This window comes from Flavobacterium sp. (assembly GCF_027531705.1).
Lineage (GTDB): Bacteria > Bacteroidota > Bacteroidia > Flavobacteriales > Flavobacteriaceae > Flavobacterium.
Map to the genome: position 1 here is coordinate 1 of NZ_JAPZSP010000022.1, position 18,900 is coordinate 18,900.

At 29.9% G+C, this 18,900-nt stretch carries 18 protein-coding genes; 7 read left to right on the forward strand and 11 right to left on the reverse strand.

Annotated features, from left to right (window positions below; all coding sequences use genetic code 11):
• Nucleotides 1-225: hypothetical protein (locus O9267_RS09450; protein ID WP_298178572.1), on the reverse strand; the 225-nt coding region annotated here is incomplete at its 3' end.
• 205 nt (nucleotides 226-430) lie between these two features.
• Here O9267_RS09450 and O9267_RS09455 point away from each other — a divergent pair.
• Nucleotides 431-1,492 (forward strand): 3-oxoacyl-ACP synthase III family protein, encoded by a 1,062-nt coding sequence (locus tag O9267_RS09455; protein WP_298178574.1) that lies wholly within the window; start codon nucleotides 431-433, stop codon nucleotides 1,490-1,492.
• A 137-nt stretch (nucleotides 1,493-1,629) separates the two neighbouring features.
• Here the strand turns inward: O9267_RS09455 and O9267_RS09460 are convergent, their stop codons facing one another.
• A complete protein-coding gene (locus O9267_RS09460) occupies nucleotides 1,630-4,071 on the reverse strand; it encodes a LamG-like jellyroll fold domain-containing protein (RefSeq protein WP_298178577.1) in 2,442 nt (813 codons plus the stop codon).
• A gap of 244 nt (nucleotides 4,072-4,315) precedes the next feature.
• Here O9267_RS09460 and O9267_RS09465 point away from each other — a divergent pair, with 244 nt between their 5' ends.
• The 4 genes from O9267_RS09465 to O9267_RS09480 are packed head-to-tail and all read left to right on the forward strand — an operon-like array spanning nucleotide 4,316 to nucleotide 8,351.
• On the forward strand, nucleotides 4,316-5,062 hold the full coding sequence (locus O9267_RS09465; protein WP_298178578.1) for a LytTR family DNA-binding domain-containing protein: 747 nt from the start codon (nucleotides 4,316-4,318) through the stop codon (nucleotides 5,060-5,062).
• Between the two features lie 3 nt (nucleotides 5,063-5,065).
• A complete protein-coding gene (locus O9267_RS09470) occupies nucleotides 5,066-6,913 on the forward strand; it encodes a histidine kinase (RefSeq protein ID WP_298178581.1) in 1,848 nt (615 codons plus the stop codon).
• 30 nt (nucleotides 6,914-6,943) lie between these two features.
• The gene (locus O9267_RS09475; protein WP_298178583.1) at nucleotides 6,944-7,465 is read left to right on the forward strand and encodes a methyltransferase; all 522 of its coding nucleotides are present in this window, start codon (nucleotides 6,944-6,946) and stop codon (nucleotides 7,463-7,465) included.
• Between the two features lie 37 nt (nucleotides 7,466-7,502).
• Complete coding sequence (locus O9267_RS09480) at nucleotides 7,503-8,351, forward strand: glycosyltransferase family A protein (protein WP_298178585.1); 849 nt, start codon at nucleotides 7,503-7,505, stop codon at nucleotides 8,349-8,351.
• A 37-nt stretch (nucleotides 8,352-8,388) separates the two neighbouring features.
• Here O9267_RS09480 and O9267_RS09485 read toward each other — a convergent pair whose 3' ends face one another.
• Nucleotides 8,389-10,950 (reverse strand): T9SS type A sorting domain-containing protein, encoded by a 2,562-nt coding sequence (locus O9267_RS09485; RefSeq protein WP_298178587.1) that lies wholly within the window; start codon nucleotides 10,948-10,950, stop codon nucleotides 8,389-8,391.
• Between the two features lie 157 nt (nucleotides 10,951-11,107).
• Between O9267_RS09485 and O9267_RS09490 the strand changes: the two genes are divergently transcribed.
• Nucleotides 11,108-11,857: an ABC transporter permease gene (locus O9267_RS09490; protein WP_298178590.1), complete on the forward strand. Its 750-nt coding sequence runs from the start codon at nucleotides 11,108-11,110 to the stop codon at nucleotides 11,855-11,857.
• A 2-nt stretch (nucleotides 11,858-11,859) separates the two neighbouring features.
• Nucleotides 11,860-12,624, forward strand: coding sequence for an ATP-binding cassette domain-containing protein (locus O9267_RS09495; protein WP_298178593.1), 765 nt, complete (start codon nucleotides 11,860-11,862; stop codon nucleotides 12,622-12,624).
• 1 nt (nucleotide 12,625) lies between these two features.
• Here the strand turns inward: O9267_RS09495 and O9267_RS09500 are convergent, their stop codons facing one another.
• From O9267_RS09500 to O9267_RS09535, 8 genes are all read right to left on the reverse strand, one after another.
• Nucleotides 12,626-13,687 carry a mannose-1-phosphate guanylyltransferase gene (locus tag O9267_RS09500; protein ID WP_298178596.1) on the reverse strand — a complete coding sequence of 354 codons (1,062 nt, stop codon included), beginning with the start codon at nucleotides 13,685-13,687 and terminating at the stop codon, nucleotides 12,626-12,628.
• Nucleotides 13,688-13,835: 148 nt separating this feature from the next.
• The gene (locus tag O9267_RS09505) at nucleotides 13,836-14,438 is read right to left on the reverse strand and encodes a SprT-like domain-containing protein (protein ID WP_298178599.1); all 603 of its coding nucleotides are present in this window, start codon (nucleotides 14,436-14,438) and stop codon (nucleotides 13,836-13,838) included.
• Entirely contained in the window at nucleotides 14,439-15,275 is an 837-nt protein-coding gene (locus O9267_RS09510) for a Bro-N domain-containing protein (protein ID WP_298178601.1), read from the reverse strand.
• A gap of 48 nt (nucleotides 15,276-15,323) precedes the next feature.
• A complete protein-coding gene (locus O9267_RS09515) occupies nucleotides 15,324-16,001 on the reverse strand; it encodes an SDR family oxidoreductase (protein WP_298178604.1) in 678 nt (225 codons plus the stop codon).
• 34 nt (nucleotides 16,002-16,035) lie between these two features.
• Nucleotides 16,036-16,674 carry a hypothetical protein gene (locus O9267_RS09520; protein ID WP_298178607.1) on the reverse strand — a complete coding sequence of 213 codons (639 nt, stop codon included), beginning with the start codon at nucleotides 16,672-16,674 and terminating at the stop codon, nucleotides 16,036-16,038.
• Complete coding sequence (locus O9267_RS09525) at nucleotides 16,674-17,552, reverse strand: D-alanine--D-alanine ligase (protein WP_366522004.1); 879 nt, start codon at nucleotides 17,550-17,552, stop codon at nucleotides 16,674-16,676. Before O9267_RS09525 ends, O9267_RS09520 begins: the two co-directional genes overlap by 1 nt.
• Before the next feature lie 157 nt (nucleotides 17,553-17,709).
• Nucleotides 17,710-18,417 (reverse strand): NRDE family protein, encoded by a 708-nt coding sequence (locus O9267_RS09530; protein ID WP_298178613.1) that lies wholly within the window; start codon nucleotides 18,415-18,417, stop codon nucleotides 17,710-17,712.
• Nucleotides 18,405-18,893 (reverse strand): DinB family protein, encoded by a 489-nt coding sequence (locus O9267_RS09535; RefSeq protein ID WP_298178616.1) that lies wholly within the window; start codon nucleotides 18,891-18,893, stop codon nucleotides 18,405-18,407. The genes O9267_RS09530 and O9267_RS09535 overlap by 13 nt, the downstream gene beginning before the upstream one ends.
• Between the last annotated feature and the right edge of the window lie 7 nt (nucleotides 18,894-18,900).

The following is an 18,900-nucleotide window of genomic DNA, read 5'->3' on the forward strand; positions in this document are numbered from 1 at the left end:
CATCGTTGGATCGGTAGCTACAAAACTATACCAAACATCTTGCAAAGAAGTTGATGAACACGCAGTTGTAGTACCTGTATTGCTCGAACCACTAAAACTTCCTGTTGTAGTTACACAATTAGTATTTGGCGTTAGTACAACAGCATTTGAACAAGAGTCGTTTTGAGAAAAAGAATTGCTAAAAATTAAAAAAGGAATTAGGTATGTATATAATTTTAACTTCATAATGATATTTTTAAAAATAATTTCAACTTCTTACTGAATTTTTTGTGCAAAATTAAATTATTATTTTTCTAAATGAAATACCTGAAATTAGGTAATTATGTATTTTTTTTTAATATAAATATTAATTCAATAATTATTACAAATAAATAGATTAAATTGATAAACTTATAAATTGTATTTTGTATTTTGTGAAAAAAATTAATAAATGAACATCAAAATAACAGGCTCTGGAAGCTATATCCCCACAGAAATAGTAACTAATAAAGACTTTTCAAATCATGTTTTCTTGAATGAAGACGGAACGCCTTTTCCGCTTCCAAACGAAGTTATTACAGAGAAATTCTACGGTATTACAGGAATTGAAGAGCGTCGTTACGCTTCTGATGATTTATTGACATCTGATATTGCTTTTATTGCTGCAAAAAAAGCAATTGAAGACTCAAAAATTGATCCTGAAACTTTAGACTACATCATATTTGCACACAATTTTGGAAATCAGAAAAAAGGAGCTATTCAAGCCGATTTACTTCCAAGTTTGGCTACTCGTGTAAAACACAATTTACGTATAAAAAATCCGAAATGCGTGGCTTATGATATGCTTTTTGGTTGTCCAGGTTGGGTTGAAGGAGTTATTCAAGCTACCGCATTTATCAAAGCTGGAATGGCAAAAAAATGTTTGGTCATTGGTGCCGAAACCTTATCGAGAGTGGTTGATCCACATGACAGAGATTCTATGATATATTCTGATGGTGCAGGCGCGACAATTATTGAGGCTGTTGAAGGTGAAAACGAAGGAATTTTGGCCCATGAATCTGCAACTTATGCTTATGATGAAGCCAATTATTTATTTTTTGGAAATTCTTTTAATAAAGACCACGACCCAGACGTTCGTTATATAAAAATGCATGGCAGAAAGATTTACGAATTTGCCTTAAGCAATGTTCCAAAAGCCATGAAAGAATGTTTAGACAACAGCGGAATTGACATCAATCAAGTAAAAAAAGTATTGATTCATCAAGCCAATGAAAAAATGGATGAAGCCATTATTCAACGGTTCTACAAATTATACGGACAAACACCACCTGAAGGAATTATGCCTATGAGTATTCATAAATTAGGAAATTCAAGCGTGGCAACGGTTCCAACATTGTACGATTCTTTAATTAAAGGTAAAATTGAAAATCAAGAGATTCACAAAGGCGATGTAATTCTATTTGCATCAGTAGGTGCTGGTATGAATATCAATGCAATCGTTTATAGAATGTAATAAAAAAACCCAATCTGTTATAAACATGATTGGGTTTAAAAAAACTACTTACTATACTAAACTACTTATTACTAGTATTATCAAAGAATACAAGATTGTCAAGGTAAGTTCTAAACGGTATTTGATGAAGATATTCATTATTTTTTATTCAATTTTTGACTAGATACATTTCCATTTATATCTTCTATTTTAACTAAATATATTCCAGAATTTAATTGAGAAATATTAAATTCTTTTTCAGTTGTGGTCAAAACTTTTTGACCTTGTAAAGAATAAATTTCAACAGTTTTTAATTTATTTTCAAAATCAATTGCAACAATATCAGTTGCTGGATTTGGATATAAATTGAATTTTAAATTATTTTCATAATCACTAACACCTAAATTTGCAGTTGTAAATGCGTTGTTATTGGTAGTCTCTACAGAGCATCCTGTAAAATCAATTGTTCCCAATTCAAATGAATATACTGCATTTGGATTTAAATTTGTAATTACATAATTGTATGAAGTTAATGAAGAATTTGAAACTGGATTTGCAACAGTGATTGTAGTATATGGACTATCGTCATCAAAAACTGATGAAGCCTGAATACGTAATTCTACTAGTGCATTTACATTTGTGGTCATTAAACTATAATTTAGTGTAGCTGTTGTATTTGTTACATTATTGACAAAAATATTATTTAACGCTAATGTATTTAGTGTATTAAAACTAGAATTTGTAATTTCAGATCCAGCAGGATTAGTTGCTATAATTTTAATCCAATAACTTTCGCATGAACTTAAACCAGTTATTGTAATATCATAAGGTATAGTGGTATTTGGCGAAAGTGGCGAATTATTAATTACTCCTAAAGTTGTTAGTAAATCTGCTGTTCTTCCATATTCAATTCTATGACTTGTTGTGCTGTTTCCAGCATTTAAAGTATAATTTATAGTCGCTTGTGTTGCTCCAATATTAGAAACACTCACATTTGATATTACTGGTAAAGTGGCAGGAATATATAAATTTGCAACTTCGTTATCAGTTAAGGCTTCGTTATAAATTCGTAAATCATCCACTCTTCCATCAAAAAAACCTCCAAGTCCCAATGTTGTTCTTCCAATTCTAAAAATAGTACCAATTGTGTTTGGAATAATAGTTGAATTAGAAGTTAACAAAACACCATCTTTATATATTTTGGTGTTTATTCCATCATACACGAAAACCATTTCATAAAAATTATTATAATTTACAGAATTTGAAAATGGGATATCATTTGCCCAGTAATAATGTAATGCTTGACTTGTAGACGTTTGATCATATCCAAAAGATTGATTTGCAGTTGCTGTGCCATAACTAAATATATTGTTCTGTGAAACTAATGCTCCCGATTCGAATAGAAATCTTATAGCTACTGTTCTCTTTTTTGTTCCTTGAGGTAAAAAAGGTAAATTTATAGCCTGAGGATTATTATTTAATCTGATGGCTGTATTGTTATTTAAAAATCCAGAGTTTGGATTTTGAAATGATAAAGTTGGATCATTTTTATCTTGTGTATTACCATTAAACTCAAAATGATATATAGGAGTTTTCCTTGAATTCGAATCCTGCGTACAAAAGGCCTGAATTGAAGATTGAACAATAGTAGCAGTACTATTAATTGCCTCAACACGATAGGTATAGCATGTACCAGGGCTTAAACCTGTTATAGTGTAACTCATTGGCTGTGTTGTATTTCCTGTTGCGGTTGGACCATTGTATACACCACCAATACCGTCACCAAAAGCCGTTACAACAATTGAGGTTGAAGTTGAAGTTCCACCCGGATTTAAATCAAAAGTTACCGTTGCACTGTTAGATGTTGGCGACATATTAGTAACATTAGTAATTGTTGGTGTTGTTCCTACTGCATTTGGATTATACAAACTCAAAATTTCAGCAGCTGTCAGAGCGGTATTGTAAATCTTTAAATCATCTATTTGAACAGCGTCACCAGTTCCACCACTTGAATTTACTAATCGGTTTAAATACAATACTTGATTTAGAGTATTTAACGTTCTAGGATAATTACCCACATCAACTCCATTGTAGTAAATTGTTAAAGTAGTACCATTGTGTGTCATAGCAATATGAACCCAACCGTTATTACTTGCTTGAATTTGAGAGTTGGTTTGCGGAATATTATAATCGTTTCCAGTACCCCAAGTGTAATAGGAGTTTTGAACTCCATTTCTCCAAAATCCAAAAGCTTGATTACTTAGATTATTTCCCCAACCAACTACTGGATACGTTTTATTATCACTATCGTTTATAAATTTTGCCCAAAAACTCAAAGTTCTCGAACCATTTCCTGTAGGCAAACCTACTGCTGTTGCATTAAAATTTACTGTGTTTGGAATATTGATTGCTTTATTTGCTTGTCCTAATCTATCATTTACATAAGTAGGAATACCTGTTCCTGAGGAATTCCATGTTCCAAAATTGGAATTCGATCCCGAGTTTGATGTATTTCCATCAAAATTAAACTGATAAATTGGCGTTTGCCCAAAACTTATTGCTACAAAAAGCACTGTGAAAGTGTGTAATAGTTTTTTCATTTTTTTTATTTTTAAATTATGAAGCAAAAATATTTTCTAATAACTAATTCTATACTGATCACTACACGAACAGCAATTCTCACTTTATAAAATGTAAATCGATTTTAAATGAGATTTTCGATTTACAAAGTCATTTTAAACAACTTTGTTCATAAATGGTTAATTTGACTTCATAAATGGTAAATTCTTGAAGAATTAATTCAAAAAATAAATACTATTTTTGAAAAACACTAAATTCAATTTTATGAAAGCTTTGATTGTTGATGATGAATCTCACGCCCGTTCTTTATTGTCGAACACAATTAACGAACATCTTAAAGGTATTGAAATTATTGCCGAAGCGGAAAACGTAAAAGAAGCAGTGAAAATAATCAATAAAAACAATATTGACTTGGTTTTTTTAGATATAGAGATGCCGAACGAAAATGGTTTTGCTCTTTTTGAATATTTTGACAAACCAAATTTTGTAACCATTTTTTGCACCGCTTATTCTGAATATGCATTGCAAGCATTTGAAGTTTCTGCAGTAGATTATTTATTAAAACCAGTAACTATAAGTAAACTGCAAGAAGCGATTGAAAAAGCGATAAAAATAAAAGGACAAAATCAGATTTTACAAAGCGTATCCACACTAAGAGATAATTTATCGGTCAAGCAATTACAAAAAATTGCGCTACCACTTTCAGACGGATTACTATTTATTAAAATTGATGATATTCTTTACTTTGAAGCCGATGGCTCATACACTCACGTAATAACAACTAAAGAAAAATACTTAGTTTGCAAAAAAATAAAAGAATTTCATGAGCTGCTTACCAATGATTCTCGCTTCTTTAGAGTGCATCGCTCCTACTTGATTAACATTCAACAAATAAAAAAATACAGTAAAAAAGATGGTGCAACTTTAGTCTTTGAAAATAACAAAGTAATTCCTGTCGCACGAGAAAAGAAAAATGAGTTTGATGGATATATTGGTGATATTAGTGTTTAGGGTATGAAGAATCTGTTTTTAATTGTTTTTATTTTATTCAACTCAATATACAACTATTCTCAGAATAAAATATCAAGTGATGTAAATGATACACTTTCGGTAAATAATTTTGGAAAGAGTATCTATGAAGAAACTAATTTGCAAAAAAGCGAAAAACTTAATGAATATCTTTTATCAACAATAAAAGCTAGAATAAACTTAAAAACTGTAAATCCAAAAGCAAAAAAATATTATCAAATAGCATTGATAAGTGCCTCTTTAAGTCAAGCCTACTTTGAACAAGTTAAAGCAAACTATAAAAAATCAATTACGATAAATCTATATGCATTAAAAGAATCTAATAAAATAAAAAATAATTCCTTTGCGTGTTTTGCTAAAATGGCTATTGCTTTTAATTTTTTATGTTTAGAGGAATATGATAAAGCTCTTAAATACTACAAAGAATCTGAAATATTGGCAAAATACAATAATGAAAAAGCTGCTTTAGGTTATATCTATGCTCATATTGGAACTATTAATTATAAAAATAAAAACTATAACAATAGTTTAAAGTATAATTTCAAAAGTTTAGAAATTAGAAGAAAATTAAACGATATCAGTAAAATTGGTTACACTTTAAATAACATTGGAGAGAATTATTTAGCTATGAATCAATTATCTGATGCTGAAAAAAATTTTAAAGAAGCAGAGAAATTTAGTTTAAAAGCAAATGACACGAAGCAATTATCTGATAATTATTTAAACCTGGGAAATTTATATCTTTTAAAAAAAGAAAGCATAAAAGCACTTGATTATCTATTATTATCCAACAAATTAGGTAATGAATCTAAGAACCTAGAAATTATTAAAGAATCCTCTTTGAAATTATATAACGTATACAATGATAAAAGTCAATATAAGCTTGCATTAAAATTCTTAGAAGAATCGTTAAATGCAGAAAAAAAATTAAATAAAGATCAAAACAAAAATGAACTCTTAAAAGCTGAATTCAAATACGAAACTGAAAAAAAAGAAGCCCAAATAAAGGCATTATCTCAACAAAAAAAAATTGCAAACTTAGAATCACAACGCCAAAAAACGATTGCTATAATTTTAACGATTGCTATAATTTCATTACTAATAACAACTTATTTTTTATTCAATCGCTATAAAATCAAAAAACAAAACGAACTTTTAAAAGCTCAATTAATAGAAGCTGAAAAAACTATTGAAGCAGAGAAAAAAGCAACTGAAAGTGAACTAAAAGCACTTAAAAGTCAGATGAATCCACATTTTATTTTTAATGCCTTATCAAGTATTCAAGACCAATTTATGTATGGTGATAAAGTAATAGCTAATGAACAAATGGGTAACTTCACTCAATTAACAAGACAAATATTAAATGTATCAGGCAAAAAACAAATTCTACTTTCAACAGAAATTGATATTTTATCGAAATACCTTGAGCTAGAAAAAATGCGCTTCAAAACCGACTTTGAGTATAGTATAACTATTGGTACTACTATAGACGAAGATTACCATGAAATTCCTCCAATGCTTATTCAACCTTTTGTAGAAAATAGTATTAAACACGGTTTATTACACAAAAATGGTTTGAAAAAGGTAAGTATTGATTTTAATTTGAGTGATAACGAAGATTATATTATTTGTACTGTAGAAGATAACGGAATAGGTAGAAAAAAATCGCAAGAAATAAAAACTAATAATAAACATAATTCATTTTCAACCGAATCAATTGCACAAAGATTACAATTACTAAATAACAATGATGATAATGTTATTTATGAAGATTTAAAGGATGAAAATGGAAATGGTATTGGTACGCGAGTTATAGTTAAAATTTATTTGTAAATTTGGACTCTAAACTTGATTTTATCTTAAATGTACGAAAAAACATTTCCCAATAAACGCTTTAAGCATACTTTAGAATTTTTACAAAAGCACGTTGCTACATCAGAAACCATCTTTGATTTAGGTGTGCCAAATCCGTTTTCAAAAATCATGGAAGAGAATGGTTATACTGTAAAAAACACCAAAGGTGAAGATTTAGACAACGACCAAACGGCTTTACAGAACGAAACTTATTCCGTTTTTACAGCTTTTGAAATTTTCGAACATTTATTAAACCCTTATACTGTTTTACAAAATGTAAAGTGTGATAAATTGCTAATCTCAATTCCTCTACGTTTATGGTTTTCTCCTGCATACCGAAGCAAAACTGATATGTGGGACAGACATTACCACGAATTTGAAGATTGGCAATTGGATTGGCTTCTAGAAAAAACAGGTTGGAAAATCACAGCTCGTGAAAAATTTACGCATCCTGTAAAAAAACTTGGTTTCAGACCATTGTTGCGATATTTTACTCCTAGATATTATATAGTGTTTGCAGAAAGAAAATAGTTTTCAGTCACAGTTTTCAGTTTTCAGTTTTCAGTCTATGAAATATTACATTGTCATTCCTTCTCATAACGAAGAATCTTTAATTTCTTTGACACTTCAATCTTTGATTGAACAAACTGTTTTGCCAACAAAAATTGTTGTTGTAAATGACAATTCTACTGATAATACTGAAGCAATTGTTAATTTATTTGTCTCAAAATATTCTTTTATTTCTTTAGTTAATAAAACTTCAGATGCTATTCATTTACCTGGAAGTAAAGTCATTCAAGCGTTTCAAAAAGGATTAGAAACTCTGGATGAAAACTATGATTTTATTGTAAAAGCAGATGCCGATTTGATTTTTCCAAACAATTATTTTGAAACTATAATTAAGCATTTCAAATCAGATAACCGAATTGGAATGGCTGGTGGGTTTTGTTATATAGAAAAAAACGGCGAATGGATTTTAGAAAATCTTACTGATAAAGACCATATTCGTGGAGCATTAAAATCCTATAGAAAAGAAACCTTCAAACAAATTGGCGGATTAAAACCAGAAATGGGTTGGGATACTGTTGATGAATTATTGTGCAAATTCTATAATTGGAAAGTGGTAACTGATGAAAGTTTACATGTAAAACATCTAAAACCAACTGGTGCCAACTACAACAAAACGGCTCGTTATAAACAAGGCGAAGCGTTTTATTCGTTAGGATATGGATTTTGGATTACTGCTATTGCTTCCTTAAAATTAGCAATGATGAAGAAAAAACCACTACTTTTTATTGATTACATAAAAGGTTTTTGGAAAGCAAAATCATCAAAAAAAACACTTTTAGTTACTGATGAACAAGCTAAATTCATTAGAAACTATCGCTTGAAGAAAATGAAAGAAAAGCTACTATAAAAAAATGCCTCGCTATATAACGAGGCATTTTTGATTTTTATAATTTAATAAACTTAGTGTTTGAAGTTCCTTTATCTGAATTTATTTTGACAAAATAATTACCAGATTTTAATGATGAAACATCAACAGTTTCAACGTTTTTAGCATTTGGAATCGCTACTACAATTTGCCCTAGCATATTATAAATAGTTATTGATGAAATTTCAATTTCTTCTTTTTTACTTATGTTCAGATTATTCTCAACTGGGTTAGGAAATAATATAATATTTGATTTAGAAATATCATTGAAATTAGTTTGTGTTAATGGATTGTAATTACCAATTAATCTAATCGTACCGTTACACCATATATCATTATATTTATCAAAATCTCCTGTAACTAGAATTCTACCATCTGATTGAGGAAGAACATCATTTATGATACTATTAAAACCAGTTCCAATATTAAATGAAGTGTCAATAGTTCCATTACTCGATAATTTTAGTAAAGAGCTTTCAATAAGAAATGTTGTACCAGAATAAAACTCATTCATAATTGCAATAACACCATTATCTGGAAGGGTCTTCATTGTGCTAATACGTTTGAGTGGAACTTGATAATTAATACTATTAAATGAAGTATCTAATATACCATCTTGATTAAGTCTAGATACTGAATACCAATTCACATTATTATACCTTATATCTCCAGCTATAATGATTTTTCCATCGCTTTGAAAATCAATTGCAGTAATAGTTGAATATGAATCAATATTTGTATTAAAAGTTGGATCATAAGTTCCATCATTATTTAGTCGCACAATTCCTTTTAAAACAGTTGGATTACCCATATTAACATCAAAACCTGTAAATTGACCACTTACTAATATTTTACCATTAGGCAGCACTTTTATGCAGTTTATATTATTAGTATTAAATCCTAATTGATTATTTACAAAATCATAGTCAGGAGATCCATCTGAATTTAATCTCATTATTTTCCCGTTTGAAACATTATTCAAAAGTAGTTTGTTGTTTCCATCAAGAGTCATAAAAGTATCTGTATTGGAAGAAATACCAAAATTTGTATATGGGGTAATAAAACTAGTATCAACAGTATAATCTGAATTTATCCTAATTAAATCATATCCATAATAATTACCTCCTGAATTGGTATATCTTTTTGCTTTTAGCAAAATAATTTTACCATCCGATTGCACCAAACCATTTTCGATGTAATTGGTCTTATCATTGAAATCAATATTATTGTTTAGAAAATTTTCAAGATTGGGATGTATTACAAGTTCACCTTGATTATTTAATAGTTTGATCCCAAAATGATTTTTTACGCCGCCATCCCATTTTATATTTCCTAAAACAAGAATTTCATTATTATTGTTTTTAATAATTTTTTTTCCAGCATAATATGTCCCTTTTTGAGTTGTTGGAATCAAATTACCTGATTGGTTATAAACTACTAACTTGCTATTATAGGCAGTTTGTGTTATTCCTTGTGGTGGTGGTACTTCCCAAGAAATAGAGGTTATGACCTCGCCCGAAGGTTGTAAAAATATTTTTGATATTTTTATGTTTTCTTCATTTGTATTTGACGATAGTAAAGTGCCAGCAGCATTATAAACAGAAAATCCTCCTGTACTATTGACCAATAAAAAATTACCATCATCAAGGATTTCATAATCTATACTTGAACAAATCGGAACAGTAAAACTAGTATCCAAAGTACCAGATGCTGTAAGTCGCCAACAACTATTACCCACTGAATAGTAAGTTTTGATAACTATTTTGCCGTCATTTTGAAATCTTATTTTTGGCAAACTCCCATTAAGTATTAAATTTCCACTAAAAAATGTATTTGGTATATTAAAAGTGGTGTCATTAGTGCCATTAGCCAAACGTCGTCCAACATTAAAAACAACATCATTAACTGTAGTGCCTAAACCATCCAAATCTCTTGATGTCATGTATACAATTTTTCCACTAGTATCAATTTCAAAATCAATTACATAACTTATTGTGTTATTCCCAGCAGATACACCTGAACTAAAAGTATTGTCAAATGTTCCATTAGAATTCAATCTAAATAAATCGCCTTTACCTGATATATTTACTTTACCTCCAACTAAAATTTTTCCAGAACTTAAAATTTTTACAGCATGTAGTCCATATATAGTAAAATTTGCCAGTCCAGTTGTATTTGCAAAAATAAATGAAGAATCAAAAAATCCATTACTATCAAGTCTTGCAATTTTATTAACAGAAACTCCGTTAACACTGCTAAAATTTCCAACAATAATAATTTTATCATTGCTTTGAACATCAAAATCATAAACATTATTAATCACCATCACATTAAATGTTGTGTCTGGTGTAAAATCGGCATTTAGTCTGTACAAAGAACTTGCTGGATAAACAAAGTTTTTATATGCAGAAATTCCTCCTCCTAGAACTATGAATTTCCCATTTGATTGCTTAATCATTTTTCTGCCACCAGTATGAAAAATATTGTCTACAATATTAAAACCATTGTCAATTTCAGCTGAACTCTGCCCAAACCCAATACCAAAAACTAAAAACGAAATTAAAAGGAATATTTTTTTCATAAAAATCAAAATTTAGTCAAATATAAAAATTAATTTGTGTTTTTATTAAATTATACAAAGTATTTTCTTTCAATAGATTAAACTTGTATTTTAAAAAATTCTATACAACTGTATAAAACTCACAACTAATCACTATTTTTGACGATATTTTTAAACCATGATGCTAGTTCGCTATTTATCGCAGATAGGAAAATATTTTTTGATGCTCAAAGAAATTTTCAACAAACAGACAAAATGGTCTGTTATGCGAAACCTTATTTTTAAAGAAATTGACGATTTGATAATCGATTCTTTGGGAATTGTGGCGTTTATTTCGTTTTTTGTGGGTGGAGTTGTTTCTATTCAAACAGCATTAAATTTGACCAATCCACTAATTCCAAAATATTTAATTGGTTTTGCCACAAGACAATCTGTGATTTTGGAATTTGCGCCAACATTTATTTCGATAATTATGGCAGGAAAAATGGGTTCCTTCATCACGTCAAGTATTGGAACTATGCGAGTTACTGAACAAATCGACGCATTGGAAGTTATGGGTGTTAACTCATTAAATTATTTGGTTTTCCCAAAATTGATTGCGCTACTTCTCTACCCGTTTGTAATTGGAATTGCCATGTTTCTGGGTATTTTGGGCGGTTGGATGGCAGCTGTGTATGGCGGATTTTCTTCAGCAGATGAATTTGTTAGCGGTATTCAAGTTGACTTTATTCCTTTTCATGTGGCCTATGCTTTTATAAAAACATTGTGTTTTGCTATAATTTTAGCGACAATACCTTCATTTCATGGCTATTATATGAAAGGCGGCGCTCTTGAAGTTGGTAAAGCTAGTACAGTTTCCTTTGTTTGGACATCGGTTGTAATCATTTTGGTAAATTATATTTTAACACAATTACTTTTAACCAACTAGTTATGATAGAAGTTAAAGACATCAAAAAATCTTTTGGCGACCAAATGGTTTTAAAAGGAATTTCAACGGTTTTAGAAGCTGGAAAAACGAATTTAATTATTGGACAAAGTGGCTCGGGAAAAACGGTTTTTTTAAAATCATTATTAGGAATTCACAACATTGATAGTGGAACAATATCGTTTGACGGAAGAATTTATTCCGATTTGAATGCTGATGAAAAAAGAGAATTAAGAACAGAAATTGGAATGGTTTTTCAAGGAAGTGCTTTGTTTGACAGTATGACGGTTGAAGAAAATATTGGATTTCCTCTAAAAATGTTTACAACTAAAACACCTTCCGAAATTAAAGAACGTGTTGATTTTGTAATTCATAGAGTAAATTTAATCAATGCTCATCACAAAAAACCATCTGAATTATCTGGTGGAATGCAAAAACGTGTGGCAATTGCAAGAGCTATTGTAAATAATCCTAAATATCTTTTTTGTGATGAACCCAACTCAGGTTTAGATCCAAAAACGGCTATTTTGATTGACAATTTGATTCAGGAAATTACAGCTGAATATAATATTACAACGGTTATTAATACGCATGATATGAACTCCGTTATGGAAATTGGAGACAAAATTGTTTTCCTAAAAAACGGATTGAAAGCTTGGGAAGGTTCAAAAGATGAAATATTCAAAACCGACAACGAAGCGGTTACCGATTTTGTATATTCATCTGAATTGTTTAAAAAAGTTAGAGAAGCGGTTTTACGAGAGGGTTAGATTACAATTCGTTAGCCAAAGCCGTAATTCTTTTAATATCTTGCTCTTTACTTTTTGGATAAATTAGCAAAACTCCTTCTTTGTCAACAATGATATAATCGTTTAAACCGTCAACAACAATTAGTTTGTTTGCATCAGAACGAATTATATTATTTGAAGCGTTTTCTAAAACCACTTTTGCGTTTATAACACCATTGTTGTTTTCGTCTTTAACTAATTTTTCGTGTAATTGTCCCCAAGTTCCAAGATCATTCCAATCGAAAGTAGCTGGCAAAACAAATACATTTTTGGCATTTTCCATTACGGCATAGTCAATTGAAACATTTTCGGCAGATGCGTAATTTTTTTCTATAAAATCTTTTTCAGAACTTGTATTATAACTTTCCAAACCTTGCAAGAATAAAGTATTCATTTGCGGCTGAAACTTTTCAAAAGCAGAAGTTATCGATTTGGCACTCCAAATAAAAATTCCACCATTCCAAAGGAAATTTCCAGCATCTAAAAAAGATTTTGCAGTAGCATAATCAGGTTTTTCCCTGAATTGATTCACTTTTTTTATCGAATTATTATCTGATTTATCAAATTCAATATAACCAAAACCTGTATTTGGAAAAGTTGGCTGAATTCCTAAAGTCATTAAAGCATCTTCTTTTTCGCAAAAATCGAAACATTGTTTTAAATTGTTTGCAAATTCATCTTCATCTTCAATCCAGTGATCGCTTGGCGCCACAACCATAACAGCATTTGGATTCATTTTTTGAATTTTCAAAGAAGCATATAAAATACATGGTGCTGTATTTCGCATGGCTGGCTCTAGCAAAACTTGTTCTTGTTTTACCATTGGCAACTGTTCGAGAACCAAATCATTGTATCGTTCGTTGGTTAAAATCAAAATATTCTCAGCAGGAATTAATTTTGACAAACGACTAAATGTTTTTTGAATCAATGTGCTTCCTGCACCTAACATATCGTGAAATTGCTTAGGAAGTTCTGTTGTAGAAACTGGCCAAAATCGTGAACCAACTCCACCAGCCATTAATATTGCATAATAATTATTATTCATTTTTTTTAGGTTTTAAGTTATTTAGGGGTTACTATTCTAAAATTTTTAATCTGTATAGCAAATATATTTATTAAAATAAGAAATAAAGTCAAAGTCATTATAGAATACACTTTTCTTGCTTCGAAATGAAGATTTCTATAGATTAAAATTAACCTGGAATTATCTCAACCTCAGCGTTGGCGTTAAACAAAAAAGTTCTTCCTGTGTTTACTTCAATACATTCATATCTTTTTACTCGAAGTCCTTTTTTCTGAAAAATTCTTCCGTTTTTTATTCTGAACAAACTACCACTTGGTACTTCGTGAATGTAATGAATATCGGGCTTTCTTTCGTCAAATTGTTTTAAGGCGAAAGCTAATTTGGCATCAGTATCACTACTTGCAGTTGGATTTCTAAAATGATTAGCTACTAAAGGCAAAACCGAATGCGGAAAAATTTCAGGTCGAATAAACGGAACCATTAATCTTTGAAACGTCATCTTCCACTCTACTCCATGTGGCAAAATTTTTCTTCCAAATTGTTCAAAAGCTACTAAATGTGCTATTTCGTGTACTAGTGTTATCAAAAATCGGTATTTATTCAAATTGGCATTTACCGTAATTTCGTGTTTACCTGAAAGCCCTTTTCGATAATCACCATGGCGCGTTTGTCGCTCGTTAACGATTTTTAAATGCACAGCATTAGCTCTGATTAATTCAAAACATAAATTCACTGCATGTTCAGGAAGATATTTTGATAGGACTTCGCTCATTTATTTATCAATATTCTTATTTAAGTCTAATAATGATTTAGCATTGAGTGAAGAAACAACTTTTTTTCCCGTTTTTGCTTCCAATTCTTTCATAGCAACTTTGGCAACATTTCCGCCTTGTTTTGCTACTTTTTTACTTTCTTCAAAAGTTTCAGGATTTACTGCTTGAGAAATATCTTTAGTTGAAGCTTCGGCTAACATGTTTAATATTAATTCGGTATTAGTCATGTTATCGCGAAGATTTTCTTTTTTTAACCCTTTCAGAATTTTATATTCTTTGGTAGTTTTTCCCGACCAAGATTTTGAAATAATATCGGTTAAAGTTGCTAATTGTTGTCCTTCTTTTAAACCTCTACTTTTCCATTCATCGGTAAGTTCTTTACGAATTTCAATACTTTTTAATCGTTGATTTATCCAATTCTCTGAATATCCTAATTGCAAATATTGTTCTAAAGCTCGGTCAATAGTCAATTCTGGATCTTGAATTTCATCTAATCTTTCAGAAGCAATTTGAGCCAACCAAAGTTTAAAAGGTTCAGCTTTAGGCGAAGGAATGGATTGAATTAGTCTAAAAAGTTGCTCAGTATCAGCGACATCAGTTAAACGCATTTTACCATCTGGAGCAATCATTTTCAACCCGTGACAATTCGTCACGGTTTCATTTCCTTCAGCTTTTAATCGCTGTTTTAATTTTCTCCAATAAGCATTTGCATTTACACTATCTGTTAATATTGCTATCACATCAATAATAGAAACAAACCACTTTTCTTGATCAGAATCCCAAATAGTTCTTACATTTTTACTTTCAAATAACTGAATGGCGTTTACTTTTGTCATGTTTATATAATTTAAATGAAGGTACAATTTACAAAAATAATTTAATATTTAAGGAGTTGAACTAGAAACCTGTAGGACTTTACCGTTATAAAATTTATTTCCTTTCAAAGCAAAATTGAAAATATAATCTGCCATTTCTTTTGGTGAAATTGGTGCTTCATAACCCGGAAATGCTTCTTGCAACATTTCGGTATTTACAGCTCCAAGTGCTAGAACATTGAATGCAATTCCTTGTTCTTTGTATTCTTCTGCCAATAATTCTGATAGAGTAATTACAGCACCTTTGCTTGAACTGTAAGCTGCCAATCCAGGGAATTTCATGCTTCCTTGAATTCCGCCCATAGAACTTATGGAAACAACGTGACTTCCTTTTTGCATGTAAGGCAAGCAAGTTCTAATTAAATTGGCTACTCCAAAAACATTTACTTTATAAACTCGTTCAAAGTCAGATTGCGTCAACTGTGAGAATGGTTTATTAACTAAACATCCTGCATTATTGATTAAAACATCTACTTTTTTCCAAGTGGAAGCTATAAATTTATCAATGATGTGCATTTCATCTTCTACAGCAATATCTATAGAAAGACAAGTAATGTTTGGATTATCAATTAATTCTTGAGGTGTTTTTCGTGAAATGGCTAAGACTTGATGACCTTCATTTGCAAATTGTAATGCCAATTCGTAACCAATGCCTCGCGAAGTTCCTGTTATAATGATATTTTTCATTTGTTTCTTTACTTGATGGTAAAGATAAAAAAAACTATTTAGAATACTTTTTATAAAACTTAAATCCTTGTACTAATCCCAAAATTATAAATACTAACGGAATTATTACTTTCATTAAATACTTTGCTAAAAAATCAGTTTGGTTAGTTACATAATCTAAAGATAAAATCAAAACCAACATTCCAGAAAAGGTTCCGATAATGGTACCTAAAACGTAGAAATATTTTCTTGATTTTGAAACTTCTATATAATTTCCATTTAGAAGATACAAATTCCAACTTGTCCAAAACGGAATTTGAATGAAGTTTAAACAACTTAGAATTACTCCAACAACAAACGGAGAATAATCAACATATTTGTCTAAAACTGTTTGTGAAGAAGCCTCTTTTGATGCACTTGAATAAAATATATAAGCCAATAGAAACATAAAAATAATTGAAAATGCTTCAATAAATTTAATCAGTTTTTTATTTTCAATTAATTTATTAGCAAATATCAAGGTGAAATAAATCACAAAAAACTCAATCGAGATCACTCCAAGTAAATAGAAAATAGTTTCGTTTAACCCGAAACTTTTATAAACTTCATAACCCACAATATTCAAATAACCAAGCGGAATTGAGCCAATAAAACTGACTAAAAATCCGACGAATATGTTTTTTAGAATTTGCATTAAAAATTTACAATCTTATTACTTTGCTCCAAATGTAATTTATATTGACGCATTCCTTCTTTATGCTCCAAATAAGGAAATCCTCTTTTATGATTTTGAACACTTACTTTATACATGTAAGTAATGTGACGCGCCAATTCTTTCCATGCAAAAAAGAGCGAATGTTTTGGGTCATAAATATGTGTTGGCTCACTTCCTGCTCCATTTATTTCAACAATTGCAAAGTTTTTTCCTTGTTCTAAATCTATCCATGAATCATACATAATATCCAATCTTCCGAAATAAAATTCAGGAATTTCTTGACACATTGCATCGATTGTTTGATTTAATTTATCTGTAATTAAATTACTTGCATCAATAAATTTTGCACCACGAGCATGATTTCCGTAAGGCACAAGATTTAGTTTTTTACCTTTTTCTAAAACCTCATTAAATTGAGTTCCGAAATCTTTCTTAATATTTTCAATTTGTAATTCATAACGTGGATTTGCTCTTATCAATTGCTCCATTGTTGCTTTTCCATCACCTTCAATAATTACATATTCTTTGGCTACAATTCCAGTTACTTTTCCCTTTTTCTCATTGGGAAATCGAACATAAAAAATACCAACTTCATTGGCATATGGAATCAAATCTTGGATTAAATAATCAAAATTTGCATTAGAATTATAAGTTCTCAATTCTTCCAAATCATGAATTTTTCTTACTGCAGAACCTCTTAAACCAATATCAGGCTTTGCAATAAATGGAAATTGAATAGTTGAATTTTGAAAAACTGAAATTACTTTTTCAAAATCGTTATTTTCGAAAACCAAAGCTGTTTTTGGATAATATTTTTGCGGAATTAAATCGTAAATTTCCTTTTTACTTTCAGCCATAAATCCACCGTTTTTTATCTTCGGATTACTTGCGTTAAAAAAGAAAATTGTACGCGATTTTAAAGCATAAAAAGCCCACAAAAAATAAATAGGAATATAGACAATTTGAAACGGCCAATATTCCCAACGAAAAAGTTTATGAAAAAAAAGTTTCAACTTATTTAATGGTAATTGAATTAATGAATTCCTCCTGATTTTGTAAATCAAAATACGAAAGTACAATTTTATTTTCTTGAATCACAGTTTGTGTAATACTCAAGGTTTTCAATTCGCCATTTCTATTGATAATCAGTCCGTTTTCAGAATCATCTTCTTTTGTATAACGATGAAATTGGAATAATTTTTCAGCAGAAATCTCATTCGAAACTATAAAATTTTGAAATAATTCAGCTCTATACTCACGAATTTCTTTTGGATATAAAGTTGACGAAGACCAAATATGACTTTGATTTACATCTAAATTTAAAGTAGATTTTTCGAATTCATTCCAACGTAGTTGATATAATTTTTTGTCCTGAAATAAGACAATTGTAAAAGGCTCAATATCTGATAAATCAATCAAATTCCATTCTTCAATGGGTGAATTTGAGCTTATTAAATCAAGAACAATTAATCCGCGACTTTTTCTGTAAGATGGTTTTAATTGATGCTTTTCATCGGCGCCATTTAGTAATACTAAAACAGTTCCATTTTCGGCAACAGCATACCAAGTCCCACCAGCTTTTTGGTCTTTTGGAAAATAGATGTTTTTGTTATTTACCGAATATTTTTGAGGTTCAATAGCACTTGGACGAGCTACTTTTTCATCACGATTGTGAGTTAAAATTGCTTTTCCGTTAGAAAAAACAAAACTTACTGTGCACATTGTTTTCTGTATTCAATTGTAGAACGAGCAACTCCAAAATTTGAATCGATTTTTATCGAATCATTTTGCAAAACGGCTACTTTTATTAATGCTTGATGATGAATACAATGTTCTAAATTATACAGCAATTCACGATTGTAATTACTTTCTATTTCTATAGTTTCTCCATCAATTATTTGGTGCAAAATCAAACTTTTATTTGGCTTTTCAAGATTGCTTTTTATGGTTTCAATAGCTAATTTTGCTGTTTCAGTACATGTTTGAATAGCATAATCTCTTTTTCTACTATCATAATTTACAACACCACTTTCATATTGATTCTCTAAACATTGAAAAAGCTCAATTATATGACGCATATGCTCACCAATTGTTGCATTACTCAATCCATGACACGGACATGAAAAGTCATCTTTTGTCAATTGAGACAACAAATCAGATAATTCAGTAAGTGTATTTTCAATGGACGGAATAAGCATCTTATCA

Bases quoted from the DNA above. Each gene is read 5' to 3' on its own strand.
- O9267_RS09455 (WP_298178574.1), top strand. From the start codon at position 431: ATGAACATCAAAATAACAGGCTCTGGAAGCTATATCCCCACAGAAATA.
- O9267_RS09460 (WP_298178577.1), bottom strand. From the start codon at position 4,071: ATGAAAAAACTATTACACACTTTCACAGTGCTTTTTGTAGCAATAAGT.
- O9267_RS09465 (WP_298178578.1), top strand. From the start codon at position 4,316: ATGAAAGCTTTGATTGTTGATGATGAATCTCACGCCCGTTCTTTATTG.
- O9267_RS09470 (WP_298178581.1), top strand. From the start codon at position 5,066: ATGAAGAATCTGTTTTTAATTGTTTTTATTTTATTCAACTCAATATAC.
- O9267_RS09475 (WP_298178583.1), top strand. From the start codon at position 6,944: ATGTACGAAAAAACATTTCCCAATAAACGCTTTAAGCATACTTTAGAA.
- O9267_RS09480 (WP_298178585.1), top strand. From the start codon at position 7,503: ATGAAATATTACATTGTCATTCCTTCTCATAACGAAGAATCTTTAATT.
- O9267_RS09485 (WP_298178587.1), bottom strand. From the start codon at position 10,950: ATGAAAAAAATATTCCTTTTAATTTCGTTTTTAGTTTTTGGTATTGGG.
- O9267_RS09490 (WP_298178590.1), top strand. From the start codon at position 11,108: ATGATGCTAGTTCGCTATTTATCGCAGATAGGAAAATATTTTTTGATG.
- O9267_RS09495 (WP_298178593.1), top strand. From the start codon at position 11,860: ATGATAGAAGTTAAAGACATCAAAAAATCTTTTGGCGACCAAATGGTT.
- O9267_RS09500 (WP_298178596.1), bottom strand. From the start codon at position 13,687: ATGAATAATAATTATTATGCAATATTAATGGCTGGTGGAGTTGGTTCA.
- O9267_RS09505 (WP_298178599.1), bottom strand. From the start codon at position 14,438: ATGAGCGAAGTCCTATCAAAATATCTTCCTGAACATGCAGTGAATTTA.
- O9267_RS09510 (WP_298178601.1), bottom strand. From the start codon at position 15,275: ATGACAAAAGTAAACGCCATTCAGTTATTTGAAAGTAAAAATGTAAGA.
- O9267_RS09515 (WP_298178604.1), bottom strand. From the start codon at position 16,001: ATGAAAAATATCATTATAACAGGAACTTCGCGAGGCATTGGTTACGAA.
- O9267_RS09520 (WP_298178607.1), bottom strand. From the start codon at position 16,674: ATGCAAATTCTAAAAAACATATTCGTCGGATTTTTAGTCAGTTTTATT.
- O9267_RS09525 (WP_366522004.1), bottom strand. From the start codon at position 17,552: ATGGCTGAAAGTAAAAAGGAAATTTACGATTTAATTCCGCAAAAATAT.
- O9267_RS09530 (WP_298178613.1), bottom strand. From the start codon at position 18,417: ATGTGCACAGTAAGTTTTGTTTTTTCTAACGGAAAAGCAATTTTAACT.
- O9267_RS09535 (WP_298178616.1), bottom strand. From the start codon at position 18,893: ATGCTTATTCCGTCCATTGAAAATACACTTACTGAATTATCTGATTTG.